Consider the following 24349-nt stretch of genomic DNA (forward strand, 5'->3'; position numbering starts at 1 on the left):
ACAGAAACAATGACGTTGATCACCGAGTCTGCTGCTCTCGCGGCGTTTTGCGCCAAAGTCTCCTCGTCGAGCTATGTGACGGTCGACACGGAGTTCATGCGCGACCGGACCTACTACCCCCAGCTCTGCCTCGTCCAGGTGGCCGGACCCGACGATGCGGCCGCCATCGACGCACTCGCCCCGGGCATCGATCTGTCGCCGCTCCTGGCGCTTATGGACAATCCGGCGATCCTGAAGGTCTTCCACGCCGCCCGCCAAGATCTCGAGATTTTCTACAATCTGACCGGCCGCGTGCCTACGCCGCTGTTCGATACCCAAGTTGCCGCCATGGTGTGCGGTTTCGGCGACCAGGTCAGCTACGAAACTCTCGCCGCCCAATTGTCGCGCGCGCGCATCGACAAATCCGTCCGTTTTACGGACTGGGCGCAGCGTCCGCTCTCCGAGCGCCAGGTCACCTACGCGCTGTCGGACGTCACGCATCTGCGCCCCGCCTACGAGGCTTTGGCGCGCAAGCTGGCCGCCAATGGTCGGGCGGGCTGGCTGCAGGAGGAAATGGCCACCCTGCTCGATCCGGCCACCTACCGGCTCGATCCAGAGGAGGTCTGGCGGCGCATGCGGCCGCGCGGCGCCAAGCCCAAATTCCTCGCGATAATGAAAGAGGTGACGGCATGGCGGGAGCGCGAGGCCCAGCGCCGCGACACGCCGCGCAACCGCGTCGTGCGCGACGAGACCATCCTGGACCTCTGCGCCCATGCGCCGACCACGCTCGACGAGCTCGCCCGCATGCGCGGCCTGTCGAAGAACTTTGCCGACGGCCGCCTTGGCCAAGAACTGCTCGATGCCGTTAAGCGGGGTTTGGCCATGCCGCAAGCCGAAATCCCGACCTTGCCGGAGGGACCAGACTTGCCTTCGGGCCTCGGGCCGATTGTCGAGCTGCTAAAAGTTTTGTTGAAGATGAAGTGCGAAGAGCATGGTGTTGCTCAGAAACTTGTCGCGACAACGGCTGAGCTTGAGCGTATTGCCGCCAGCGACGACGATACCGATATCCCGGCGCTGCAAGGCTGGCGACGTGAGGTCTTTGGCGGGGCAGCCCTCGATCTCAAGGCCAGCAAGCTCGCCTTTACGCTAAAAGGAAAGAAGATAATTCTTCTAAAGATTTAGTTCTTTCAAGTCCTTAAATCAAATACCTGGCTAGTTAGATTAACTTTGTATCGACCGACGCCGCGTAACCTCACGAGAAAGGGTCACGAACCTTTTTCGAGGGTAGGCCGCAATCCTGTCATGATCGCAGCCGATAGTGCGGTCCCGTGGGGATTTTGGGGGCAGTATGGAAGGCAGTTTTGAGGCGGGCAGCCGCAGCGCCATGGCGCAGCGCTTTGCCGATATCCGCCGGCACACGCTGGCGCTGACCGCACTGCTGTCGGCAGAGGATGCCTGTGTCCAATCGATGCCGGACGCAAGCCCGGCCAAATGGCATCTGGCCCATACGACGTGGTTCTTCGAGACCTTTGTGCTCGGTGAAGCCACAGCACCCTTCGACCCGGAGTTCGGCTATCTGTTCAATTCCTATTACGAGGCACTGGGCCCGCGCCAGCCGCGCCCGCAGCGCGGGCTGCTGACGCGCCCTTCGCTGGCGCGCGTGCAAGCGTATCGCGCCGCAATCGATGCCCAGATCGCCGATCTGCTGCGGACAGCCTCGCCGGTGAGATTGGCGAATTTGGCGCCGCTGCTGGAACTAGGGCTGCAGCATGAGCAGCAGCATCAGGAACTGATTTTGACCGATCTCCTGCATCTGTTTGCGCAAAACCCGACGGCGCCCGCCTATGCGCCGCTTGCGCCGTCTGCACCATGCGCTGCCAAGCCCCTGACATGGGTCGATTTCCCGGCTGCGATCGCCGAAATTGGCATTGCCGACACGGTCGGATTTTTCTTCGACAATGAAGGCCCGCGCCATCGCGTGGCGCTCGAGCCGTTCAAGCTTGCCTCGCGCCTCGTCACGAACGGCGAATATCGCGCCTTCATCGAGGCCGGCGGCTACGCGCGCGCCGAATTCTGGCTGTCCGAGGGCTGGAACCTGGTGCGCGAAGCCGGATGGGCGGCACCGATCTATTGGCGCCGCCAGGAAGACGGCACGTGGACGAATTTCGGGCTCGGTGGCTTGCGCCCGCTCGACGCAGCGGCACCGGTTGCGAATATCTCGTTCCACGAGGCAACGGCCTATGCGGCGTGGGCGGGTGCCCGCTTGCCAACCGAGGCCGAATGGGAAATCGCCGCAACGGCAAAGCCCGACGCATTCGAACAGCTCTTCGACAGTGCATGGCAATGGACACGCTCGGCCTATGCGCCCTATCCGCGCTACCGGCCCGCAGCAGGGGCCGTCGGCGAATACAATGGGAAATTCATGGTGAATCAACTGGTGCTGCGCGGCGGTTCGTTTGCCACGCCCACGGGCCATACGCGCCCAACCTACCGCAATTTCTTTCCGGCCGAAGCGCGCTGGCAGTTTGCGGGCCTGCGCTTGGCGGCGGACCTATGACCCCGCTTGGCCCCGAATTGCGCGCGCACGAAAGCGACCCTGCCGCCGACAACGATGGTGCTTTTGCGCGCGCCATGTTGGCAGGGCTTGCCGGCCATCCGCGCCGCCTGCCGTGCAAGTTCTTCTACGACGCGGCCGGATCGGCCTTGTTCGACCGCATCTGCGAGCTGCCCGAATACTATCCGACGCGCACCGAGCTTGCGATTTTGGCCGAACATGCGCCCGCGATGGCCGACCGTATCGGCCCTGCCGCCGAAATCGTCGAATTCGGCGCAGGCTCGGGCAAAAAAATCCGCCTGCTGCTGGCAGCCCTCGAGCGGCCGGTCGCGTATCTGCCGATCGATATTTCAGGCCCGCATCTGCTGGCCGCGTCGGCCGACTTGGCCAAGCTCTATCCGGGCTTGAGCATCGAACCCATCGTTGCGGACTATACGCGGCCCTTCGGCCTGCCGCCGATGAAGCCGGCGGCCCGCCGTCGCGCGGGCTTCTTCCCGGGCTCCACCATCGGCAATTTCGCCCCGGCCGAAGCAACGCGCTTTTTGCGCCAAGCACGCGGCTTGCTGGCGGGCGGCGGCCTGCTGATCGGCGTCGATCTGGTCAAAGACCCCGCCATTCTGCATGCCGCCTACAACGATGCGGCCGGTGTCACGGCTGCGTTCAATCGCAATATCCTCGTGCGCGCCAATGCCGAACTGGGGGCCGATTTCCGGCCGGAGCGCTTTGCGCACTATGCCCATTACAATCCCGCCGCCCAGCGCATCGAGATGCATCTCGTAAGCCTTGAGCGGCAGGCCGTCTCGCTGCTCGGCCGGCGTTTCGAGTTTGCCGAGGGCGAAGCGATCCATACCGAAGACAGCTACAAACACACAAAGACCGGCTTTGCCGCACTTGCCGCAACGGCCGGGTTCCATGCCGACGCGGATTGGAGCGACAGCAACAGCCAATTTGCCGTGTTCTGGCTCGAAGCCGCTTGAGGGAGCAAAAGAAGATGGTCAGCGCAATCTGGAACGGCCGCACGATCGCCCAGTCCGACGACACCGTTGTCGTCGAGGGCAACCATTATTTTCCCGAAAGCGCTCTCGACCGCACGCTGGTCAAACCCAGCACAACGACCAGCGTGTGCGGCTGGAAGGGCACGGCGAACTACTACTCGCTCGTCGTCGACGGAAAAGAGAACTAGGACGCCGTCTGGTTCTACGCCGACCCCAAATCGGCTGCGAGCCAAATCAAAGGCCGCGTGGCGTTCTGGAAGGGCGTCGAGGTTCGTTAAGCCGCCTTCTTCTGTGCCCAAAACTGATACATGCCACTGAATACGAGCGGATGACGGCGCTCGAATTCGTCCCAGCATGCAAGATCGGTTTTGGCGCTTCTGTCGGGAAAAGCTTGCGCGAAACCGCGCGCTACATCCGCCGCCACGTCGAAGCCTAAAAACGCAAAGCCGAAGCGCTGCAGCCAGCCCGCGATCTCCGGCAGCGTGTGGCGGTGCTCTTGGACATGGAAGAACAGATCTCGGCAGCCGCCGGTCGAGCCGAAATCGAACGTGTCGAGTGCGAGCCTGCGCGGGTCGCCGGGCGGCAATGCGCGCAATTCCTGGCGAAAGCGGCGAATGTCGGCAGTTGTCGGCTTGAAACCGCGTGCTGCGATGAAATCCCGCACGGCAACGATCGTCGCCCGCGCGTGCGCCGAATAGAGCCCGATGCGAAACAGCCCGCCGGGGCGCAGGCGCTCGGCAAGCGCCGCAAAACCCGCCTGCGGATCGGCCAGATGGTGCAGCACGCCGACCGATTCGACGATATCGAACTGGCGGTCGAGCGCGCCCAATTGCAGCAGATCGGCGTGCGCAAATTCGAGATTGGCGAGTTCCATCTCCTCGGCCTTGCGCGCGGCATAGCCGAGGCTCGCCAAGCTGAGATCGACGGCAAGGATACGCGCCGCCGGATATTCGAGGGCGCGCTCGACCGCATGTTGGCCGGTCCCGCACCCGGCGATCAAAATGTCCGGGGCGTTCCGCGTCCCCAAATCGAACGGCAGATGCCCGAAACGTGCACGCAAAGTTTGAGCGACCGACACGGTCGATTTTTCGGGCGGCAGCCGCGTCCAGCGCGGATAGGGATTGGCTTCGTACTGTGCTTGCACGGCCAACGACACGGGTGCGGCGATGGCGCCGAATTTCGGCAGCCCCAAGCGGATTGTTTTTTCGCGCAAAGGTGCGGCGACCTGCACCGCAAGTAACGCCGCGACAGGTGCCGGCCATTTCTGCGCAAGCCAACCAGCCGCACGCGGCACGTCGACAAGCGGCGCGTAGCAGGCCGCCATGACAAGATCCCAGATATCAATTGTGTGCGTGCTGCCAAGCCGCTCTGCAAGCGCCGCTGCCAAAACATCCTCTTCGGCGTCAGTTGCAAATACAAACTCGTTGTTGAAGCAGTGTTCGGCAAGTGCGCAGGCAAATTCGAGATGGGTATCGGTCCGCAAAGCGGGCTCTTTAGCCAAGCGGCGGCGCCATTGCGTCAACCAAGCTTCGATCTTCGCGTCGCTGAAAATCGCGCGCCGCAGCAAGGCCGCAAACAACGGCATCTGCGGATCGGGCTTGTCGCCCAGTAGGGCGAGTGCGGGCCGTGCGAGGTCGCTGGGGCGGGTCCACGCCTCGCGCAGGGCACGTTCGAGCGTTTGCACAAGCGCAGGCGTCGTGCCAAGCGCGGGGCTTGCCGTCAGCGCTTCGCAGAACAGGCGCTTGGCGCTGGTCGTTTCCTTGGCGGTCAGGGCCGCCTGGGCTTGCGCCAAGGCCGAAGCACCCAATCCTTGCGCAAGAAGAGCGTAGCCCAACGCGACATGGGCCTCGACCAGTCCTGGTGCCAGCGCGATCGCGCGTTCGAACGCGGCTTGGGCCGCCGCCGGATCGCCCAGATTACGCAGGGCAAGGCCGCGATTGAGGTGCGTTTGCGCATCGGCCGGTGCCAGCGCTAAGGCCGCATCGAACGCTGCCAAGGCTTGCACCGGCCGGCCCAGCCGGTCGTGCATGGCGCCGATATTCGCATGTGCTGCCGCCAGCCCCGGATCGAGGGCTGCCGCACGCTCGAAAGCGGCAAGCGCTTCCTCGGGCTGGTCGAGCTGTGCTAGCGCATTGCCAAGACTGCCATGGACAGCCGCAATCTCGGGCCGCAAGGCAACGACGGTGCCGAACGCCGAAGCCGCATCGGCAAAGCGCCCGAGTTGCGCCGAAACGATGCCGAGATTGTTGTGCGCCTCGGCATAAAGCGGCTGCAAGCGGGCCGCCTCGGCAAACGCCGCCGCCGCCGCGTCAAGCGCGCCCTGCCGGGCGAGCGCCATGCCTTGGTCGAAAGCGGCCTCTGCGGGCGATCGTTCGGTCGACATGGCCGTAAAGCTACAGGCCCGACGCGTCTTGCGGCAAATCGAAGAATGCGCGCAGGTCGGCCCACGCTGCGTCGCGCACATGCGGCGCATAGGCCGCACGCGGAACAGCTCGCGGACCGCGCCAGAAGGCGGCTGCGGAAGTGGCGAATTCGGTCGGCGCATCGAACCCGTGGCCCACGCCGCCATAGCGGATCGCCAGCACCTTCTCGCCGCCCGACGCCGCTTCGGCTAGCCGCGCGCAGATCTCAGGCGGAGAAACGCGATCGGCATCGCCGAGCAGCAGCAGCACCGGTACCGGCACTTGCCAGCGTTCAAGCCGCGCGCAGTCGGGATAGAAGGCGGCCGCCGAGCGGATGCGCGGTGCGAGATCCGCCAGCACCGTCATCACGGCCGCTCCGCCTTCTCCCCAGCCGATCAAATGCAGGCGATCGGGCATCACGTTGATCTCACGCAGCGTCAAGCCCACGACCGCAACGAGATCGCGGCGCAAGGCCGCAAGATCGAGCGATCGGCACGACCCGTCCAGCGCCTGTCGGCGCGGATAGTCGAACACGACGGCAATCACGCCCGCTTCGGCAAGGCGGCGGGCGGCATCGTCAATGTGGCTGCCGACACCGTCGCAGCCGGGGACAAGCACTGCCGCCGCGCGCGAGGCGCTGCCGCCGGGATGCAGCACGGCGACAAAGTCGCCGACCGGCAGCAGACTGCGCGGGACCTCGCCCGTCTTGGCGCAAGCACCCAGCACAACGGCCGCGAAGACAATCGCGGCCAAGCACCTGAGGCCGCCACTTGTGAAAGCCAGTCCCACGCTCAGCGCAGCTTGATCGAAACGCGTCGATCGAGTGCGCGCGCCAGCGCATCGAGCCTGCGGCCGACCACGTCGCCGACCATCGAACCCATCTTGCGCGGCAATTCGAGCACCAAATCTTTCGGGGTCGTGCGCAGCCGCGTGGCGTCGAGCACCGAGGACGCCCCGCCCGACAGACGATAGGCAACACGCAGTGCAAGCCCCATCAGATAGGCCTCGCTTAGGGCTGCCTCGTCGAGCAGCGACCAGGCGCCCTTGGTGACCGACATGTCTGGCTCGCCCTCGTATCGCGAATAGAGCGCAATTGCGACATAGGCGCGACCGGGATGGTCGATGCCGGCAACCGGCATCGACAAAGCGCGCGCGTACGCGATCTCGCCGCGATGGTCCGGATGCTCGCTCCACGCAATGTCGGCCAGGTAGCAGCTTGCCAGGCGCAGGCGCGCGCGCGACTTGTCTTTGAACAAGGGCTCGATCCACTCGGCGAGCTGTTCGGGCGCCACGCGATAGCGCCGGTTGCCCGCGAGCATGGCCGCCGCCCCGGACAGGAGTGGATCGACCGTTTTGAGCTTGTTCGGCAATGAATCGTAGAGTGCCCCCTCGCGCAGACCGTAGGCTGAGAACACCAGGCGCTTGGGTTTGGCACGCCGCAAGGTGCGCTCGAGCACGAGGGCGGCGAGCGGCAGGGTTTCGATGCGCTTGCGCGACACGCCCATGAAACCTTCGAGCGAAGCGCGGCTCTGTGTCGCGAGAAGCGCGAAAAACTCGATCGCTGGCTCGCGTGCGATCGCGTAATGGTGGATCACGTCGAGCCCGTAGCCGACATGCGACATATGCAGCTTGGCAAGCGCGCGCCACGCGCCCCCGACGGCGTAGAAATCGCAATTGGCCGAAGCTTGCGGCAGAAAGCGCAGCTCGCGCAGATATCCGTCGATGAGATCGCGCTGCTGCAGGCGCGAGCGGTCGGCCATTTCGCGCAAGCGCAACGGCCCCAGCGGCAACGTTGCGTAGTCCTTGGTCTTGCCGCGCCCCAGCGCCACAAGCTCGAGACTGCCGCCCCCGAGATCGCCCATCGCCCCGCGTGCGTCGGGCATGCCCGCAATCACGCCGAGGGCCGACAACCGTGCCTCGTCGCCGCCCGACAGCACCCGCACGGGCAAGCCCGTGGCCGCGCGCAGTTGCGCCACAAAGGCAGCACCGTTGGACGCGTCGCGCGCCGCGGCCGTCGCCATCGCAAAAGTCTTGCGCACACCCATCGCGCGCGTGAGTTCGGCAAAACGCTTCAAGTTGGTGAAGGCGAGGTCCATGCCTTCTGGGTCGAGCGCGCCGGTGCGCTCGAGACCGCGCCCGAGGCCGCACAGGACCTTCTCGTTGAACAATGGCAGCGGCACGCGGCTGGTGCCGTCGAACACGACGAGGCGGATCGAGTTCGACCCGATATCGACGACGGCCACCGGGCGGCGATCGACATGTTTGGGTGGGCGCGTCCGGCGTTCGGTCATTCTTGCTGTCTGGTCGGAACTTAAGGACTGACGATCTTGACTTTGTTTTTCCCGGCCTTGTTCAGCGCTTTGCCGCGCCCCGACAGGCTGGGGTTGGTCATGAAGAAATGGTGCGCGCTGAACGCGTCTTTGCCCGCGGGCAAACGGTTGTAGTCGCCGTTCGAATCGAGCACCCAACTCTGCGCCACGTCGCGCAAATTCGCCACCATGATCTGATCCTGAATCTGCTCGTGCACGGTCGGGTTTTCGATCGGCACGAAGGATTCGACGCGGCCGTCGAGATTGCGCGGCATCCAGTCGGCGGACGAGATGAAGACCTTCGACTCAGGGCTCGGCAGACCGTGGCCGGCACCGAAACACACCACGCGCCCATGCTCGAGAAAGCGCCCGATCAAGCTGCGCACGCGGATGTTCGTCGACATGCCCTTGACGCCCGGGCGCAGGCAGCAGATGCCGCGAATGACGAGGTCGATCTTCACGCCGGCTTCGCTCGCCTCGTAGAGCTTGTCGATGATGCGCGGGCACACGAGCGAGTTCATCTTGGCCCAGATTGCGGCGGGCCTTCCGGCTTGCGCATGCGCGATCTCTTCGTCGATCAGGCGCACAAGCGTGCGGCGCAGCGTGAGCGGAGCAAAGGCCAGCTTGTCCATCGCCTCGGGCGTTGCGTAGCCGGTCATGTAGTTGAACAGGCGCGCTGCATCCAGGCACAAAGCCGGGTCGCAGCTGAAGAACGAGAAGTCGGTATAGATACGCGCCGTAATCGGATGGTAGTTGCCGGTGCCGAAATGCACGTAGGAGCGCATGCCGCCCGCCTCGCGGCGCACGACATACGACATTTTGGCGTGGGTCTTGAGGTCGATGAAGCCGTAGACAACCTGCGCGCCTGCCCGCTCGAGATCGCGCGCCCAGCGGATATTGGCCTCTTCGTCGAACCGCGCCTTGAGTTCGACCATCGCCGTTACGGACTTGCCGGATTCGGCCGCTTCGACAAGGGCGCGCACAATCGGCGAATTGTCCGAGGTGCGATAGAGCGTTTGCTTGATCGCAACAACGGCTGGATCGCGTGCGGCTTGGCGCAGGAACTGCACCACCACGTCGAAGCTTTCATACGGATGGTGAACGACGATGTCCTTGTGGCGGATGGCCGCAAAGCAGTCGCCGCCGAAATCGCGGATGCGCTCGGGGAAGCGCGGATTGTAGGGCGGGAACAGCAGGTCGGGCCGGTCGCAGGACACGATCTGCTTGAGGTCGGCCATGCCGAGCATGCCGCCGAGCCGGAAACAATCCTCGGGCTTGACCTGCATCTGGTCGAGCACGAATTGCTGCAGTTCCTCGGGCATGCCGTCGTCGACAGCAAGGCGGATGACCTCGCCGAGGCGCCGACGCTTCAATGCGCTTTCGAACACGCGGACGAGGTCTTCGGCTTCTTCGTCGACTTCCATTTCGCTGTCGCGCAGCAATCGGAAGCGGCCGGACTGCAGCATGTCGTAGCCTGGGAAAAGCCGGTCGAGATTCATCACGATCACGTCTTCGACCGGGATGAAGCGCACTGTGTCGCCCGGCAGGCGCACGAAGCGTTCGACTTGGTGCGGCACCGGGATCAAAGCCTGCAGAATGCGCTTGTCGTTGCGCGCCGAAAGTTTCATGACCAGCGCCAACCCCTTGTTGGCGATGAACGGAAACGGGTGCGCTGGGTCGACCGCAAGCGGTGTCAGCACCGGGAAAATCTGTTCGGTAAAGCGCACGGCGAGCCAAGCGCGATCCTCGTCGGTGATTTCGGCTTGGGTAACGACCGCGACGCCGGCCGCGCGCAACTCGCCGAACAGTTCGTGCCACACGACTTGCTGGGTGTGCATGAGCTGGCCCGCACGCCGATGCACGGCCGCCAATTGCTGGGCGGGAAGCAAACCGTCGGCTGAGGTCTGCGTGATGCCCGCTTCGACCTGTCCCTTCAGACCGGCCACGCGCACCATGTAGAATTCGTCGAGGTTGCTGGCCGAGATGGATAGGAAGCGCAGGCGCTCGAGCAGCGGATGGGCCTTGTTCCCGCATTCCTCGATGACGCGCTCGTTGAAGGCCAGCCATGACAGTTCGCGATTGATGTAGCGGCCTTCGGCGGTGTCGTTTGCGGCACCGGCTGCGGCGACAGGGTCGCGAAGCTTGCTTTCGAGGGTCATGGGCGTTTGCGTCCCGGCAAGAATGGTGGCGCCGAGATTTCGGCGTTCTCAGTTTTATGTTATCACGGACTGACCGTAGACGCAGTTCATGTCAAAAATTTGAAACTCAAGCGACTTTTCCTATTGCGCCATGCCAAATCGTCGTGGGCCGACCCCGGCCGCGCCGATTTCGAGCGCCCATTGAACGGGCGCGGCCGCAAGGCTGCCCTTGCGATGGCCGAGTGGCTTGCGGTCCGCAATCTTGCCCCCGATCTGATCTTGTGCTCGGCCGCACGTCGCACGCGCGAGACCCTTGCTGCCGTACGTCCGGCCTTGGGCCCGACGGCAGAAGTCGCGATCGAACAGCGCCTTTATCTGGCCGAAGAAGACCAGCTCTTCGCCCGCCTCGTCGAACTCGACGATTTGGCGCACCCACCCGCCAGCGTCATCCTGATCGGCCACAACCCGGGTCTCGGCGATCTGGCTTTGCGCTTGATCCCGCGCGAGCAGCAGGAAATTCGCCGCCGCATCGCCGCCAAATTTCCGACCTGTGCCTTTGTCGATCTGTCTTTTCCCTGCGATGCGTGGGACGCGATCGACGCGCGCTGTGCGACGCTCAACGCCTATCTGGTGCCGTCCGAGCTCGAGAAATGAAGCGCATCTTTCTTCCCATGATGCTGTCGCTAACACTTGCCGGCTGCAGCAGCGCCCCTGTCCTTGTCCATCCGACGCTTTCGGCCGAGCGTCAGGCCGCGATCCGTGCGGAATGCGAGACTGCATCGCCTGCGGCAAACGCAACGCTGCCGCGCTGCCCGGATATCGGCGGCGACCGGCTTGCACTCGAACGCTGCCGTGCGGACGGCGATGCGGCATTGTTTGCGGCCGTGCGGCGCGATCAAGCCGTCGCGGCGTGCTTGCGCGCGCAAGGTTTTCGCTGAACGCCAAGAACTGTATTGTGAGCCGCATGGAATCGACGACGAATTGCGATCTGCTGGTTATCGGCGGCGGGGTCAACGGATGCGGCATTGCGCGCGATGCCGCTGGGCGCGGCCTCAAAGTGGTGCTGGCCGAGCAGAACGATCTTGCCTCGGGCACTTCGTCGGCCTCGACCAAGCTCATCCATGGCGGCTTGCGCTATCTCGAGCATTACGAGTTCCGCCTCGTGCGCGAGGCGTTGGCCGAGCGCGACGTACTGCTCGCGGGTGCCGCGCACATCATGTGGCCGCTGCGTTTCGTACTGCCGCACGATGCGGGTCTGCGCCCGGCCTGGATGATCCGGGCGGGCCTGTTTCTTTACGATTGGCTTGGCTACATGCCGGGGCGCAAATCGAGCCTGCCTGGCTCGCGCAAGGTCGATCTTGCGGCTAGCCCATTCGGGGCAGGATTGCGCAAAGGCCTGTTTGCCGGCTTCGTCTATTCCGACGGCTGGGTCGACGATGCGCGGCTCGTGACGCTGTGTGCGCGCCAAGCGGCCGATCTGGGCGCGGATATCCGCGTGCGCACGCAGGTGAGTGCGGCACGCCGCGACGGCGAGCGCTGGCGCGCCACTTTGTCCGACCGCATCGGCGGCCAGCAAAGCGAAGTTTCCGCGCGCGCCATCGTCAATGCGGCGGGTCCGTGGGTCATGCAGACTTTGTCGGGCGTCCTTGGTTCGAACGCGCCCGCGACGCTGAAGCTCGTCAAAGGCAGCCATATCGTCGTGCCCCGCCATTACGTGGGCGAACACGCGTATATCTTCCAGAACGACGACCGCCGCATCGTGTTCGCGATCCCCTACGAGCAGCGCTTTACGCTGATCGGCACGACCGACGTCGTCTATGACGGCGATCCAGGCCGGGTTGCGATCACGCAAGACGAAATCGAATATCTATGCCGCGCGGTCAATCGCTATCTCGAAACGCCGGTCGCACCTTCCGACGTCGTGTGGAGCTATGCGGGCGTGCGCCCGCTTTACGACGACGGTGCGGAGAATGCGAGCGAGACGACGCGCGACTATGTGCTCGAGATCGATGCGCCCACGGACGGCGCGCCCGTGCTTTCGATTTTCGGCGGCAAGATCACGACGTTTCGCCGCTTGGCCGAGCACGCGCTCGAAAAACTCAGGCCCTTTTTTCCCGAACTCAAGCCGGCTTGGACCGCGCAAACCACGCTGCCGGGCGGCGAACTCGACGGTGCGGCCGACGATCACGAGGGCGGCGATTTCGAAGCCTTTGTGCTGCGGCTTCAGCAACGCTTCGGCTTTGTGCCGCCCGCACATCTTCACGGCATGGCCCGTCGCCAAGGTGGGCGCGCCCTCAAGTTCCTTGCGGCGGCCAAATCGCTCGACGATTTGGGGCCGCATTTCGGTGCGGGGCTGTACGGCGCCGAGGTCGATTTGATGGTGGCCGAAGAATGGGCGCGCACATCGGGCGACATTCTCTATCGGCGTTCGAAACTAGGGCTGCATATCGGCTTGGCCGATCAGGCTGCATTGGGCGGCTATCTCACCAGCCGCCATGGGCTCGGCAAGATCGCGAGCTGACGACCAGGTGTTCGGCGCCGTCGCGGGCGCCCGTGTCGGCATCAATGCTTGTATTTGGGCAGCAGCCCGTCTTCGCGCAGAATCTTTTTGAGATCGGCCAGAATCACCGAGAGTTCCGGCAGATCCTCCTGCACGTCCGCTTTGTGCGCCTTCGGCTTCAAATGGGCGATCTTCGGGGGCACGCGGGTCATTGCGGGCGTCTCGGGGTTTGCGGTTGGCTGGGGCATCAAATTCCAAGCCAGATTGTGCGCGCTTATTTGCAAAATGCAAACGGAATTTTCCGCAAAATTTGCGGCGTCGATGAGTTTTACACGACGCCTAAGTCCTCCAAAGGCGCTTGCGGAAGCGCTTGACAGATCCAGAGGCCCACGATAGAACAAACAAAGAATTAGACAAACCACGAACGGAGATGTCGCGATGTTTGCCAGCCCTTATCCCCCTTCGTCTCGGCCGGAGAAGGCCCCTCTTTCTTTCGATATGCGCGATTGCAACCAAGAACATTTCATGCACGCAAATCGCGACCGCTTCCCGAGCCGCCATCAAACGACCTTCGGAATGCTCCGCAACCCTCTGATTGGCAAGTCCGACATGCCGCACGAACCGCGTTTGCGCCGCCCGGCTTCGACCAGCGTGCAAGAACTCAAGGCCCGTCTTGCCGCCTTCGAAACCCGCCCCGGAAGCAAAGCCAAGGCGGCACTGCCGTTCGGCATCGATGCCATCGACAGCGCTCTGCCCGGCGGCGGTTTGGCGCGGGCGGCCCTGCACGAAATCGTGGGTGCGGCAAATGACGGGGCGGCAGCCGGTTTTGCAGCCGCTTTGCTGGCGCGGTTGGCGACCGACGGCCCGGTCTTGTGGATCGCACGCCGGCCGGATTTGAGTGCGGCCGGCTTGGCCGCCTTGGGGCTGGAGCCGGCACGCCTGCTGCTCGTCCACGCCGCCCGGCGCAACGATGCGCTGTGGGCCTTCGAAGAAGCGCTGCGCAACCCCGCCTTGGCGGCCGTGGCGGGCGAGATCGATGCGGTCGATCTCACCCAGTCGCGCCGTCTGCAATTGGCGGCCGAAGCGGGCGGCACCACGGCCCTGCTGCTGCGCCCAGCCGATGAAGTCGCGACGGCGAGTGCCGCCCGTACGCGCTGGCAGATCGCCGCCGAGCCCGCCAAAGGCAGCAGCGAACTGCGCTGGCGCGTGGCCTTGGCGCGTGCGCAGGGCGGCAAGCCGGCCGCCTGGTCGCTCGCCTGTCAGCGTCACACCTGGAAGCTTGCCGATGAAGATGTCGCACCGTCGGCTGCTGGCGATCGCCCTGCCCTATCTGCCGGTCGAGCGCTGCGCAGCGTCGTCTAAAGCCGGATCTGGCATCGACAACGGCCCCTGCGCGGTCTTTGCCAATCAGCAGGGTGCGCTGCGTCTCACGTCGGTCTGTGCGCGGGCGGCCCAAGCGGGCTTGCGCATCGGCCTGCCTCTGGCCGAGGCGCGCGCGCGCCTGCCCGAGCTCGCCGTGTGGCCGCAGCGCGTCGAGGCCGATGCCGCCTTGCGCCGCCGCTTGGCCGACCAAGCGCTACGCTGGTCGCCGTCGGTTGCTTGCGACGAAGACGGGCTGCGCCTGGATGCCAGCGGCATCGCACATCTGTTCGGCGGCGAAGCGGCGTTGCTCGCCGGCATCGTGCGGCATTTCGCGCGCCAGGGGCTGACCGCGCGCGCCTGCGTTGCCGACACACTCGGGGCGGCTTGGGCCGGTGCGCATTTGGCACCGACCGCCTGCACGGTGTTTGCGCCCGGCCAGACGCGCGCCGATCTCGCCCCTTTGCCGATCGCAGCCTTGCGCCTGGCGCCCGAGGATCTCGCACAGCTGCAGCGCTTGGGCTTGCGCCGCATCGGCGATCTCTATCCGATCGCGGATGCGGCCAGCGGGCGTGCAGGCCTTGCGCGCCGCTTTGGCCCTGTCGTGGCGCAGCGCCTCTTCCAAGCGTTGGGTGCCGAAGCCGAACCGCTTGTCCCCGATGCTGCAGCCCCGGCCTTGCGCGCGCGCCTGGCCTTTGCCGAACCTGTGACGGCGCCAGAAGCCTTGGCGCGCATCGTCGCCAAACTGACCGACGATCTTTGCGCGCAATTGGCGGCGGCCCAACTGGGCGCGCGACGGCTCGCCCTCGTTTTCCATCGCGTCGACGGTTTGCCGCTGCGCCTTGCGCTCGGCACCAGCCGGCCCACGCGCATGCCCAGCGACATGGCACGGCTGTTCGCCGAAAAGCTCGGCACGCTCGATCCCGGTTTCGGCGTCGAGATCGCCACACTCGATGCCGAACTTGCGCAAAGCCTAACGCCGAGCCAACGCGATATGTTGCCCGACGGCGATCCGGGCTTTTCGACCTTAGGCTTTTCGGCAGGGGCCGATCTCGCCCCGCTCGTCGACCGATTGGCCAACCGCTTGGGTGCAGCCAATATCGGCCGCCTCGCACACGCCGAAAGCCATGTGCCCGAACGCGCCCAGGTTTTTATGGCGGCCCTCGGCGCCGTGCCGCGCCATCTCAGCACAGCGCAAGCCCCTTCCCAGCCGCGCCCGTTGCGCTTGCTGGGCTATCCCGAACCCATCGACGTAACGGCCGAATTGCCCGATGCGCCGCCGCTGCTGTTCCGCTGGCGCCGCCAACTGCACCATGTTGCCGCCGCCAACGGACCCGAGCGCATCGCCGGCGAATGGTGGCTAAAGGCTGGTGATATTCGCGACTATTACCGCCTCGAGGACCGCCAGGGGCGCCGCTTCTGGATCTATCGCGAGGGTCTGTGGGGTGACGGTGCCGCGCGCAGCCCACGCTGGTTTCTGCACGGGCTGTTCGCGTGACCGGGCGTGCAACCGCAAGCGCCACCTATGCCGAGCTGCAGGTCACGACGAATTTTTCGTTTCTGCGCGGCGCTTCGCATCCGCACGAATTCGTGGCGACGGCAAAAGCGCTCGGCCATTGCGCCATCGGCATTGCCGACCATGGCAGCTTTGCCGGCATCGTGCGCGCGCATGTCGCGGCCAAAGAGGCGGGCCTCAAGCTGCTCGTGGGCGTGCGCGTCGATCCGGCCGACGGCCCGCCTTTGCTGCTCTACGCAAAAAACCGCACCGGCTATGCGGGCCTGTGCCGCCTGATCTCGGCCGGACGGCGACGCGCAGGCCACGGCAATGGCTGCCAAGTGTCGCTCGCCGAATGCCTGGCCGTGAAAGGCAACGCAGTCGCGATCGCACTTGGCCCCATCGAACTCGATGCCATGGCCGCCGCTTTCGGACGCGACGCCTATCTCGCCGCGACGTTCCGCTATGCCGGCGACGATGCGGCCGCGATCGCCGCACAAGCGCAGCTTGCCCGTCGGCACAGGCTGCGCTTGGTCGCCACCAACGACGTGCAGGCGCACGCCCCCGAGCGTCGGGCCCTGCACGACGTATTGGCCTGTATCCGCAATCTGCAGACGATCGATACGGCAGGCTATCTGCTGGCCGCCAATGCCGAGCGCCATCTGAAACTGCCCGCTGAGATGGCACGGCTGTTTGCCGCCTGGCCCGACGCGATCGCCGCCACCGCCGCGATCGCGGCAGCGTGCGACTTTTCGCTCGACCAAGTGCGCTACGACTATCCCGATCTGCCGGGGGCCGAACCCGGCAGCGCACAGGCCACACTCACAAGGCTCGCCTGGGACGGGGCCAAAGAACGCTATCCGGCGGGCATTCCGCCGAGCGTGGCAGCACAGATTTCCTACGAGCTCAAAATCGTCGCCGAACTCGGCTACGCGCCGTATTTCCTCACCGTGCACGACATCATCATGTTCGCGCGCAATCGCGGCATTCTGTGCCAGGGGCGCGGCTCGGCCGCCAATTCGGCCGTGTGCTACTGCATCGGCATCACGGCCGTCGATCCGGCGCGCATGGATCTGCTGTTCGAACGCTTCGTGTCGGCCGCGCGCAACGAACCGCCCGACATCGACGTCGATTTCGAGCACGAACGGCGCGAGGAAGTGATCCAGTACATCTACGCCCATTACGGGCGCGAGCAAGCGGGCCTTGCCGGTGCGATCGCAGCCTATCGCGCGCGCTCGGCCTTGCGCGACGTGGGCAAAGCGCTGGGCCTCACCGCTGACGCGATCGCGGCCTTGTCGGGCAGCGTATGGGGGCGCAGCGAAGCCGCCATCGACGATGCGCACATCGAAGCCGCCGGGCTCGATCCGCAAGCGCCGCGCCTGCGCTTGGCGCTCGCGTTGGCGCGCACGCTCGTCGGGTTTCCGCGCCATCTGTCGCAGCATTCGGGCGGTTTCGTGATCGCGCGCGGGCGGCTCGACGAAGTCTGCCCGGTCGTCGATGCGGCGATGGAAGCGCGCACGATCCTCGAATGGGACAAGGACGATCTCGAAGCGCTCGGCATCCTCAAGATCGACGTGCTGGCGCTGGGCATGCTGACCTGCATCCGCAAGGCGTTCGATCTGATTGCCGGCGTCGGCGGTCCGCGCCTCGAACTTGCCGACGTGCCGGCCGAGGATCCAGCCGTCTACGACATGCTGTGCCGTGCGGACTCGATCGGCGTGTTCCAGGTCGAAAGCCGCGCGCAGATGAGCATGCTGCCGCGCCTGAAGCCGCGCTGCTTCTACGATCTCGTGATCCAAGTCGCGATCGTACGCCCAGGCCCGATCCAGGGCGACATGGTGCATCCCTATTTGCGCCGCCGCAGCGGCCAGGAGGCCGTCTCGTTCCCGTCCAAAGCGCTCGAACAGGTGCTCGGCAAAACCTTGGGCGTACCGCTGTTCCAGGAGCAGGCCATGAAAATCGCGATCGTCGCGGCCGGCTTCATGCCAACCGAGGCCGATGCGCTGCGCCGTGCGATGGCGACGTTCAAGCGTGCGGGCCTCATCGCCGGTTTCGGCACCAAACTCGTTGAAGGCATGGTCGCGCGCGGCTACGAACGCGACTTTGCCGAACGCTGCTTTCGCCAGATCGAAGGCTTCGGCACCTACGGTTTTCCCGAAAGCCATGCGGCGTCTTTTGCGTTGCTCGTCTATGTCTCGGCCTGGCTCAAATGCCACCATCCGGCAGCGTTTGCGGCCGCCTTGCTCAACAGCCAGCCGATGGGTTTCTACGCGCCCGCCCAGATCGTGCGCGACGCCCAGGAACACGGCGTGCGCGTGGCCCCGCCTTGCGCCGATCGCAGCCTATGGGACGCAATCCTCGAAGACGCTGCCACACTGCGCTTGGGTCTGCGCCAGATAAAAGGCTTGTTCCAAGCGGCGGCCGAAGCCTTGGTCGCTTCCCGCCCCGAAGGCGGCTATGCAGGGCCGGCCGATGCCGCACGGCGCGCCAAGCTCGACCGCGGCGATCTCGAAGCATTGGCGCGCGGCGATGCATTTGCCGCCGCCGGGGCAAGCGGATTGCCGCGGCGCCAAGCGCTGTGGCAAGCGGGTTTGCGTGCACCGCGCCTTTTGCCGTTGTTCGACGGGCTGCCGCCCGACGATGCGCCGATCGTGCTGCCGGAAATGGCGCTGGGCGAACAGGTGGCCGAAGACTACGCGCATCTGCGCCTGTCGCTGAAAGCCCATCCGATCGCCTTGCTGCGCGGCGATCTTGCAGCCGCACGTCTGCAGACATGCGAACAGCTTACGCGCAGCAAAAACGGGGCGCGTACGACATTGGCGGGCTTGGTGCTGCTGCGCCAGCGCCCCGGCACGGCCAAGGGCACACTCTTCGTCACACTCGAAGACGAAACCGGTATTGCCAATCTGATCGTCTGGCCGCACGTGTTCGCAGCATATCGGCCGGTGGTGTTGGGCGCGCGGCTGCTGCAAGTCGAAGGCCAAGTGCAGCGCGAAGCAAGCGTGGTGCACGTGATCGTGCGCAAACTTTTCGACCGCTCGGCTTTGCTTGCCACGCTCGTCGGCAGTGCCCCCGTCCACTACCCGTCGCGCGATTTCCGCTGACGGCTCGCGAAGCGCGCTCAGTCCACAATAAAGAGTGTGGCGCCGTCGCGGGTGCGCGAGCGGTGCGCTTCGGCACCGTCGGCGACCTGATAGCTGACGCCAGGCCCCATCTTGAACACGCGCCCGTCGGCGAGTTCCGTCTCAAGCTCGCCTGTCAGAACCAGCAGCACGTGCCCCTTCTGGCACCAATGGTCGGCGAGATAACCCGGACTGTATTCGACCATGCGTACCCGGATGTCGCCGAACTGCTGCGTGCGCCACGTTGCATGTCCAGTTTCACCTGGATGCTCGGTGCGTTCGACCGTCGTCCAATCGACCGTCGCAAAGGGGATCCCGGACATTCGCATGACGCCTCCATAAAATTTTTCGCAACTTATGTCGAGTCGCCCTTGGCCGACTCCGACAGGGTATGAAAGGGTACATGTGGATATCCCGAATCGAGGCACAAACACATGCAGTTCCGAGTCTTTTCCACAGCGATGGTTTTGCTCTTGGCAGCCACCTCTGCGCACGCGCAAAAGCGCCCGCAATATCTGGACGGACTCTATGTCAGCGGCCAGGCCGGCCTCAATAAGACCGAGGAAAGCGGAACGAGCCGCGACAGTGTGACGACCAAGGCAGGGTTCGCCCGCGGTGCGACCGGCAGCGTTGCCGTCGGTTACGGGCTCGGCAACGGGTTCCGCGGCGAAGTTGAAGCCGCTGTGCGCCAAGCCACGGTAAACTCGCTCGCCAACATCCGTGACATCGATGACGGCTCGGGCTTAGGCACCACCGTGCAGATCAACCCCGGTCCGGGCGGCAGGGTACGCACACTGAGCGTTATGGGCAATGTAATGTACGATATTCCGACATCGATCGGCGTTACCCCGTTCGTGGGCGCTGGCGTTGGCGGCGCACGCATCGAAGCACGCAACTTGGGTCCTGACAGTCGCGGCGCCATTACCACCGGCTCGAAAATCGTGCCCGCTTACCAAGGCCTTGCGGGCGTCAATGTCGGCGTTACCGACAATGTGTCGGTCGGCGTGACCTATCGTTACTTTGCGACCGACAAGGCCTCGATCGCCTCGGATGCCGGCACGCCGACGAAGTTCGCAGTTCGCGACCATTCGGTCATGGCCGGCCTCACATGGTCTTTCAATGCGCAGCCGACCAGCGCGCCCAATGCAATGGCAAACGTCGCCGTTGTGCCCTCGGCAACCCAACCTCAGCAACAGGCGATGACCGGCCCCACCCCGCAATTGGCGAGCCCTGCCTTCGGCAACCAACCGCAGGTCGCCGCCGTCACGCCGACGGCTGCTGCGGCAGGGGCAGGTCCGCGCGCCTTCACAGTGTTCTTTGAATTCGACAAGGCCGCCATTTCGAGCGATGCAGACCGTGTACTGGTCCAAGCGGCCGAAACGGCGAAGGCTGGCGTGTTTACCCGAATTCGGGCAACAGGCCATACCGATACGGTTGGGACTGCGCGCTACAACATGGCGCTGTCGATCCGACGCGCCAATGCGGTGCGCGATGTGCTGGTCCGTGAGGGTATTCCGGCCACACAGATCGTCGTTGTGGGGCGCGGCGAGACCCAGCTCTTGGTCCCGACGCCGGACAACATCAACGAACCGCGCAATCGCCGGGTCGAAATCGTTATAGAATAATGGCTTAGAGATAGCGCTTACCGTGGCCCAGGACCGTTGCAGTTGCGCCACAGAGTACAACTACCTATGCCAAACGTGGTGCAAAACGGGAATTCTGTGCTAAAACACGATCATGATTCGCCAGCCGCCCTGGCTATCGACGCTTCGAAAAAGGATACCCTATGAAATTGCGCACCGCCCTCCTTACCGCCGTCGCGTCCATCGCGCTGATCGGTTCCGCCTCGGCTCAGAATACGACCGGCTTCTATATCGGCGGTGCAGCCGGCTTATCGATTATCGATGAGATCGACGGCACCTACAAACCGGCCGGCACGAAGGCCACGCAGGATTACAAGACAGGCTACGGCCTGTCCGGTGCGCTTGGTTACGGCTACAGCAACGGCTTCCGCTCGGAAATAGAAGCGGCCTACTCTGAAGCCAAGGCGAAGAACAGCAGCTATTCGCTGGGCAGCGGCATCACCGCTTCGACCGGCGGCAACGCCAACGCCTTCTCGCTGTTCGGCAACGCACTGTATGACTTTAATATCGGCCTACCCGTCACGCCGTATGTCGGCGTCGGCCTCGGTTGGTTGCGTCTGGCCGCCGAAACGAAGGTCAATTCGAACGCCGGCAACATCAAGTTGATCGACGATTCGACCGATACGGTCGGCTACCAGCTGATCGCTGGCATGTCGCTGCCGATTATGGCCAATCTCAAAGCCACGCTCGACTATCGCTTCAAGTCGACCTTCGAGAAGCCGAAATTCGACACGACGGCTGAAACGCGCAATCTCAACGCCAATCTACGTACGTTCGAAGCCGACCGCCCGATGATCCACAACGTGTTCTTGGGGCTACGTTACGAGTTCGGCGCCCCGGCGCGTCCGGCTCCGGCCGCAACGCCTGTCCAGGCTCCGGCACCGGCTCCGGCGCCCGCTCCTGTCGCGGCTCCGGCCCCCGCTCCGGCGCCTGCCGCTGCTCCGGCCGCTCAGATCCAGCGCAACTTCCTCGTCTTCTTCGATTTCAACGAATCGGTCCTGACGCCGGAAGCCTCGCGCATCATACAGCAAGCTGCCACGACCGCCCGCCAGGGCAACGTGACGCGCATCACGGCGACGGGCCACACCGACACGTCGGGCTCGCCGGCTTACAACCAGCGCCTCTCCGAGCGTCGTGCCGACGCCGTTCGCGCCGACTTGGTTCGCCAGGGCATCCCGGCCAGCCAGATCGTCACGATCGGCCGCGGCGAAAGCGAACTGCGCGTGCGCACCGCCGACGGCGTGCGCGAGCCGCAGAACCGCCGCGTGGAAATCGTTCTTCAGTAACGGTTTCGATCCGCCAAACGGCAAAAGGGCCGGTCGCAAGACCGGCCCTTTTTGTTTGTCCCAAAATCGCGCGAACCGAGACCGATCCGCTGCGATCGATCGCCGTTACGGCGCCAATGCGTACTGCATGGCTGGATCGCGGCCGCAAACCTCGCCGACCCGCATGATGCCGCCTTTGACCTTGGCTTCGACATGTTCGCCAAGCTTGCCGCGCGGAATGTCGGCGACGTCGGAAAACTGCTTGACCGTCTCCTCGCAGAAACTTTGGCTTGCCATCGAGCGATTGGAGGCGTCGTTGGCGAGTGCTGTCGTGAACGTATCGTAGCGGCGCTGCGGATTGCCCGTGCCGAGCCGCGCAAAATGCTGCTGCAGCACCCGATTGTGGCGCTGGAGTTCGGCGCTGTGCCGGTCCATGAAAGCGTTGTAATGGCCGCTTTGGTCGATGGCGCGTGTGCAGGACAATGTCGCGACCATCAATTCGGTCTGCAGAACGCGCGCCTTGACGGCGATAGCCTCCTCGCGCGTCAGACATTGCTGTTGGGCGTAGGCCAAGCCCGAACCGAGACTCAGCGCAACGAGGGCAGTGCTTAGGGTTCGGGTCAAACGCAAAATTCTCTCCTGCCGAAGCGAGCTGAATACGCGTTATATACGAACAACGGCATACTTCCGATCAGCTTTTTTGACGCATCACTAAGTCGCGGAGGTCGCATTGAAAATCGGGATCGTCGGACTCGGCGCGATCGGTGCGGCCGTCGCAAAGCAACTGCCAACACCGCTCGAACTCGTCGCCGTCTCGGGCCGCGAGTCGCACGCAACGTCGGCCAAATGCGCAGCTTTGGGCCTCGGCGCGCTCGCAACCGACCTTGCAACGCTCATCGCCGCCAGCGACGTGGTCGTCGATTGTGCCGTCGCCGCAAGCTTCCGCAGTATCGCCGAGCCCAGCGTTGCGGCAGGGCGCGTCTTCGTCACGGTCAATGCGGCGGCTTTGCTCGACCATCTCGATCTGGTCGCGCTTGCCCAAGCCAAGGGCGGACGCATCGTCGTCGCCACGGGTGCACTGCTGGCCCTCGATGCCGTAGCCGCCGCTGCCCTTGGCCGCATCGAAAGCGTGACGATGCGCAATCGCAAACCGCCGCTTGGGCTCAAGGGTGCGCCCTACATCGTCGCCAACGGCATCGATCTCGCCGCGATCGCGACGGCAACCTGCGTGTTCCGAGGTACGGCGCGCGAAGCGGCCAAAGGCTTTCCGGCCAACGTCAATGTCGCCGCCGCGTTGAGCCTGGCGGGTGCCGGCCCCGACCGCACGATGGTCGAAATCTGGGCCGATCCGACCCTCACCCGCAATGTGCACGAGTTCGACCTCGTGTCGGACAGCGTATCCTTCTCGGTGCGCACCGAGGGCCTGCCGAGCCCCGACAATCCGAAAACCAGCGCCATCGTGCCGCTGTCTGTGATCGCAACCCTGCAGCGGCTCGCGAGCCCGCTCAGGATCGGAACGTAGTCGTGATTTTCGTGCCGGCAGCCAGGAACTTGTGCACGGGGCAATGTTCGGCGATGGCCAACAGGCGCTGGCGCTGTTCGGCATCGAGCGTGCCCACCAGTTCGATCTCGCGCCGGATCGTATTGTCGGCCGCCATGGCCACATAGGTCGCAATCCGCTCGATCGGCCAGCCTTTGCGGTCAGCATAGAGGCGCACGGTCATGTTCGTGCACGCGCCGAGCCCCGTGAGCACGAGACCGAAGGGCGGCAAGCCCGCCCCTCCCCCGCCCTCGGCTGCCGGCATGTCGGCCACAAGACTATGGCCGCCGCCAACGGCTTGGCTGACGTATTTTGGCCCCGTTTCGGTGACAACAATATCCGGTGTGTGCGCCATGGTGCTTGTGCTCCTTTGTGGCCGTGCTGTACCTGCCGCAAGGCCAAGATGCTTGAAACCTTCGCTTTCCCCAAGAGACAATGGCGTATGGACAATTCGGATGTCGAGATTCTGGCGCGCACCCAAAGCTATCGCGGCTTTCTGCGCGTCGATGAATACAAGCTGCGCCACCGCCTGTTCGCCGGCGGCTGGAGCCCCGTGCTCTCGCGCGAGGTGATGGAGCGCGGCAACGCAGTTGCGGCCGTCCTCTACGATCCGACGCGCGACCAGGTGGTACTGATCGAACAATTCCGCATCGGCGCCTACACGGCCGGTCAAGCGCCCTGGATGGTCGAGGGGGTGGCGGGCATGCTCGCCAAGGACGCCGATCCGATCGCCGTGCTGCGCCACGAGATCGCGGAAGAAACCGGGCTCAAAGCGACAGCGATCGAGCGTATCGGCAGGGCGATGGCGTCGCCGGGCGGAACCAGCGAATACGTTGAGATGTATGCGGCCAAGGTCGATGCAAGCAGAGCCGCCGGCTTCCACGGGCTAGCGCACGAGGGCGAAGACATCCGCGTCTTCGCCGAAGATTTTGCGCCGGCCTTTGCTTCGTTCTTCGATGGAACGCGACTTGGCAGCGGCTTTACGATCATGTGTCTGCAATGGCTCGCCCTCAATCGCGAGCAGTTGCGCACCAAATGGAGAGACTAG

General features: G+C 64.6%; 21 protein-coding genes and 1 pseudogene. 14 read left to right on the forward strand and 8 right to left on the reverse strand.

The window, feature by feature from the left end:
- Positions 1-9: 9 nt before the first annotated feature.
- The 4 genes and pseudogenes from rnd to O9320_12650 all read left to right on the forward strand — a co-directional run bounded on the left by rnd (position 10) and on the right by O9320_12650 (position 3806).
- Positions 10-1161, forward strand: coding sequence for a ribonuclease D (gene rnd / locus O9320_12635; GenBank protein ID MCZ8311695.1), 1152 nt, complete (start codon positions 10-12; stop codon positions 1159-1161).
- Positions 1162-1327: 166 nt separating this feature from the next.
- Positions 1328-2536, forward strand: coding sequence for an ergothioneine biosynthesis protein EgtB (gene egtB / locus O9320_12640; protein ID MCZ8311696.1), 1209 nt, complete (start codon positions 1328-1330; stop codon positions 2534-2536).
- Positions 2533-3510 carry an L-histidine N(alpha)-methyltransferase gene (egtD, locus tag O9320_12645; protein MCZ8311697.1) on the forward strand — a complete coding sequence of 326 codons (978 nt, stop codon included), beginning with the start codon at positions 2533-2535 and terminating at the stop codon, positions 3508-3510. Before egtB ends, egtD begins: the two co-directional genes overlap by 4 nt.
- Positions 3511-3524: 14 nt before the next feature.
- Positions 3525-3806, forward strand: a pseudogene (locus O9320_12650) (DUF427 domain-containing protein).
- Here the strand turns inward: O9320_12650 and O9320_12655 are convergent.
- Genes O9320_12655 through O9320_12670 form a run of 4 tightly spaced genes read right to left on the reverse strand, consistent with a single transcriptional unit; the run spans position 3803 to position 10398 of the window.
- A complete protein-coding gene (locus O9320_12655) occupies positions 3803-5911 on the reverse strand; it encodes a class I SAM-dependent methyltransferase (protein ID MCZ8311698.1) in 2109 nt (702 codons plus the stop codon). The pseudogene O9320_12650 and the gene O9320_12655 sit on opposite strands and share 4 nt — an antisense overlap.
- A 10-nt stretch (positions 5912-5921) precedes the next feature.
- Entirely contained in the window at positions 5922-6683 is a 762-nt protein-coding gene (locus tag O9320_12660) for a dienelactone hydrolase family protein (GenBank protein ID MCZ8311699.1), read from the reverse strand.
- 38 nt (positions 6684-6721) lie between these two features.
- Entirely contained in the window at positions 6722-8221 is a 1500-nt protein-coding gene (locus tag O9320_12665) for a Ppx/GppA family phosphatase (protein MCZ8311700.1), read from the reverse strand.
- A gap of 20 nt (positions 8222-8241) precedes the next feature.
- Entirely contained in the window at positions 8242-10398 is a 2157-nt protein-coding gene (locus tag O9320_12670) for an RNA degradosome polyphosphate kinase (GenBank protein MCZ8311701.1), read from the reverse strand.
- 123 nt (positions 10399-10521) lie between these two features.
- On the opposite strand from O9320_12670, the gene O9320_12675 reads away from it, so the two are divergent.
- From O9320_12675 to glpD, 3 genes are read left to right on the forward strand one after another with little or no spacing between them, the layout of a single operon-like run.
- Positions 10522-11031 (forward strand): histidine phosphatase family protein, encoded by a 510-nt coding sequence (locus O9320_12675; GenBank protein MCZ8311702.1) that lies wholly within the window; start codon positions 10522-10524, stop codon positions 11029-11031.
- Positions 11028-11315: a hypothetical protein gene (locus O9320_12680; protein MCZ8311703.1), complete on the forward strand. Its 288-nt coding sequence runs from the start codon at positions 11028-11030 to the stop codon at positions 11313-11315. Before O9320_12675 ends, O9320_12680 begins: the two co-directional genes overlap by 4 nt.
- Positions 11316-11341: 26 nt before the next feature.
- Complete coding sequence (gene glpD, locus O9320_12685; protein MCZ8311704.1) at positions 11342-12898, forward strand: glycerol-3-phosphate dehydrogenase; 1557 nt, start codon at positions 11342-11344, stop codon at positions 12896-12898.
- Positions 12899-12939: 41 nt separating this feature from the next.
- Here glpD and O9320_12690 read toward each other — a convergent pair whose 3' ends face one another.
- Entirely contained in the window at positions 12940-13089 is a 150-nt protein-coding gene (locus O9320_12690; GenBank protein ID MCZ8311705.1) for a hypothetical protein, read from the reverse strand.
- Positions 13090-13453: 364 nt separating this feature from the next.
- Between O9320_12690 and O9320_12695 the strand changes: the two genes are divergently transcribed.
- The 3 genes from O9320_12695 to O9320_12705 are packed head-to-tail and all read left to right on the forward strand — an operon-like array spanning position 13454 to position 18835.
- Positions 13454-14239, forward strand: coding sequence for a hypothetical protein (locus O9320_12695; protein MCZ8311706.1), 786 nt, complete (start codon positions 13454-13456; stop codon positions 14237-14239).
- Positions 14163-15734: a DNA polymerase Y family protein gene (locus O9320_12700; GenBank protein ID MCZ8311707.1), complete on the forward strand. Its 1572-nt coding sequence runs from the start codon at positions 14163-14165 to the stop codon at positions 15732-15734. The genes O9320_12695 and O9320_12700 overlap by 77 nt, the downstream gene beginning before the upstream one ends.
- Positions 15731-18835 carry an error-prone DNA polymerase gene (locus O9320_12705; protein MCZ8311708.1) on the forward strand — a complete coding sequence of 1035 codons (3105 nt, stop codon included), beginning with the start codon at positions 15731-15733 and terminating at the stop codon, positions 18833-18835. The genes O9320_12700 and O9320_12705 overlap by 4 nt, the downstream gene beginning before the upstream one ends.
- Positions 18836-18852: 17 nt before the next feature.
- On the opposite strand, the gene O9320_12710 is transcribed toward O9320_12705, so the two are convergent.
- Entirely contained in the window at positions 18853-19182 is a 330-nt protein-coding gene (locus O9320_12710) for a DHCW motif cupin fold protein (protein MCZ8311709.1), read from the reverse strand.
- A 144-nt stretch (positions 19183-19326) separates the two neighbouring features.
- Between O9320_12710 and O9320_12715 the strand changes: the two genes are divergently transcribed.
- Both O9320_12715 and O9320_12720 read left to right on the forward strand, forming a co-directional pair.
- Positions 19327-20478 carry an OmpA family protein gene (locus O9320_12715; GenBank protein MCZ8311710.1) on the forward strand — a complete coding sequence of 384 codons (1152 nt, stop codon included), beginning with the start codon at positions 19327-19329 and terminating at the stop codon, positions 20476-20478.
- 161 nt (positions 20479-20639) lie between these two features.
- Positions 20640-21782 carry an OmpA family protein gene (locus tag O9320_12720; GenBank protein ID MCZ8311711.1) on the forward strand — a complete coding sequence of 381 codons (1143 nt, stop codon included), beginning with the start codon at positions 20640-20642 and terminating at the stop codon, positions 21780-21782.
- Positions 21783-21887: 105 nt separating this feature from the next.
- On the opposite strand, the gene O9320_12725 is transcribed toward O9320_12720, so the two are convergent.
- On the reverse strand, positions 21888-22385 hold the full coding sequence (locus tag O9320_12725) for a hypothetical protein (GenBank protein MCZ8311712.1): 498 nt from the start codon (positions 22383-22385) through the stop codon (positions 21888-21890).
- Between the two features lie 106 nt (positions 22386-22491).
- On the opposite strand from O9320_12725, the gene O9320_12730 reads away from it, so the two are divergent.
- On the forward strand, positions 22492-23283 hold the full coding sequence (locus O9320_12730) for an aspartate dehydrogenase (GenBank protein MCZ8311713.1): 792 nt from the start codon (positions 22492-22494) through the stop codon (positions 23281-23283).
- Here O9320_12730 and O9320_12735 read toward each other — a convergent pair.
- Positions 23267-23656, reverse strand: coding sequence for an OsmC family protein (locus tag O9320_12735; GenBank protein ID MCZ8311714.1), 390 nt, complete (start codon positions 23654-23656; stop codon positions 23267-23269). The genes O9320_12730 and O9320_12735 overlap by 17 nt on opposite strands.
- Positions 23657-23743: 87 nt before the next feature.
- Here O9320_12735 and O9320_12740 point away from each other — a divergent pair, with 87 nt between their 5' ends.
- Positions 23744-24349, forward strand: a complete 606-nt coding sequence (locus O9320_12740) for an NUDIX domain-containing protein (protein ID MCZ8311715.1) — start codon at positions 23744-23746, stop codon at positions 24347-24349.

The sequence above is a fragment of the Magnetospirillum sp. genome (assembly GCA_027532905.1).
Classification (GTDB): domain Bacteria; phylum Pseudomonadota; class Alphaproteobacteria; order CACIAM-22H2; family CACIAM-22H2; genus Tagaea.

Excerpts from the sequence above, each read along its gene's own strand:
- O9320_12720 (MCZ8311711.1), top strand. The coding sequence starts at position 20,640 with ATGAAATTGCGCACCGCCCTCCTTACCGCCGTCGCGTCCATCGCGCTG.
- O9320_12680 (MCZ8311703.1), top strand. The coding sequence starts at position 11,028 with ATGAAGCGCATCTTTCTTCCCATGATGCTGTCGCTAACACTTGCCGGC.
- O9320_12665 (MCZ8311700.1), bottom strand. The coding sequence starts at position 8,221 with ATGACCGAACGCCGGACGCGCCCACCCAAACATGTCGATCGCCGCCCG.
- glpD (MCZ8311704.1), top strand. The coding sequence starts at position 11,342 with ATGGAATCGACGACGAATTGCGATCTGCTGGTTATCGGCGGCGGGGTC.
- O9320_12735 (MCZ8311714.1), bottom strand. The coding sequence starts at position 23,656 with ATGGCGCACACACCGGATATTGTTGTCACCGAAACGGGGCCAAAATAC.
- O9320_12710 (MCZ8311709.1), bottom strand. The coding sequence starts at position 19,182 with ATGCGAATGTCCGGGATCCCCTTTGCGACGGTCGATTGGACGACGGTC.
- egtB (MCZ8311696.1), top strand. The coding sequence starts at position 1,328 with ATGGAAGGCAGTTTTGAGGCGGGCAGCCGCAGCGCCATGGCGCAGCGC.
- O9320_12670 (MCZ8311701.1), bottom strand. The coding sequence starts at position 10,398 with ATGACCCTCGAAAGCAAGCTTCGCGACCCTGTCGCCGCAGCCGGTGCC.
- O9320_12740 (MCZ8311715.1), top strand. The coding sequence starts at position 23,744 with ATGGACAATTCGGATGTCGAGATTCTGGCGCGCACCCAAAGCTATCGC.
- O9320_12655 (MCZ8311698.1), bottom strand. The coding sequence starts at position 5,911 with ATGTCGACCGAACGATCGCCCGCAGAGGCCGCTTTCGACCAAGGCATG.
- rnd (MCZ8311695.1), top strand. The coding sequence starts at position 10 with ATGACGTTGATCACCGAGTCTGCTGCTCTCGCGGCGTTTTGCGCCAAA.
- O9320_12695 (MCZ8311706.1), top strand. The coding sequence starts at position 13,454 with ATGCTCCGCAACCCTCTGATTGGCAAGTCCGACATGCCGCACGAACCG.
- O9320_12690 (MCZ8311705.1), bottom strand. The coding sequence starts at position 13,089 with ATGACCCGCGTGCCCCCGAAGATCGCCCATTTGAAGCCGAAGGCGCAC.
- O9320_12700 (MCZ8311707.1), top strand. The coding sequence starts at position 14,163 with ATGAAGATGTCGCACCGTCGGCTGCTGGCGATCGCCCTGCCCTATCTG.
- egtD (MCZ8311697.1), top strand. The coding sequence starts at position 2,533 with ATGACCCCGCTTGGCCCCGAATTGCGCGCGCACGAAAGCGACCCTGCC.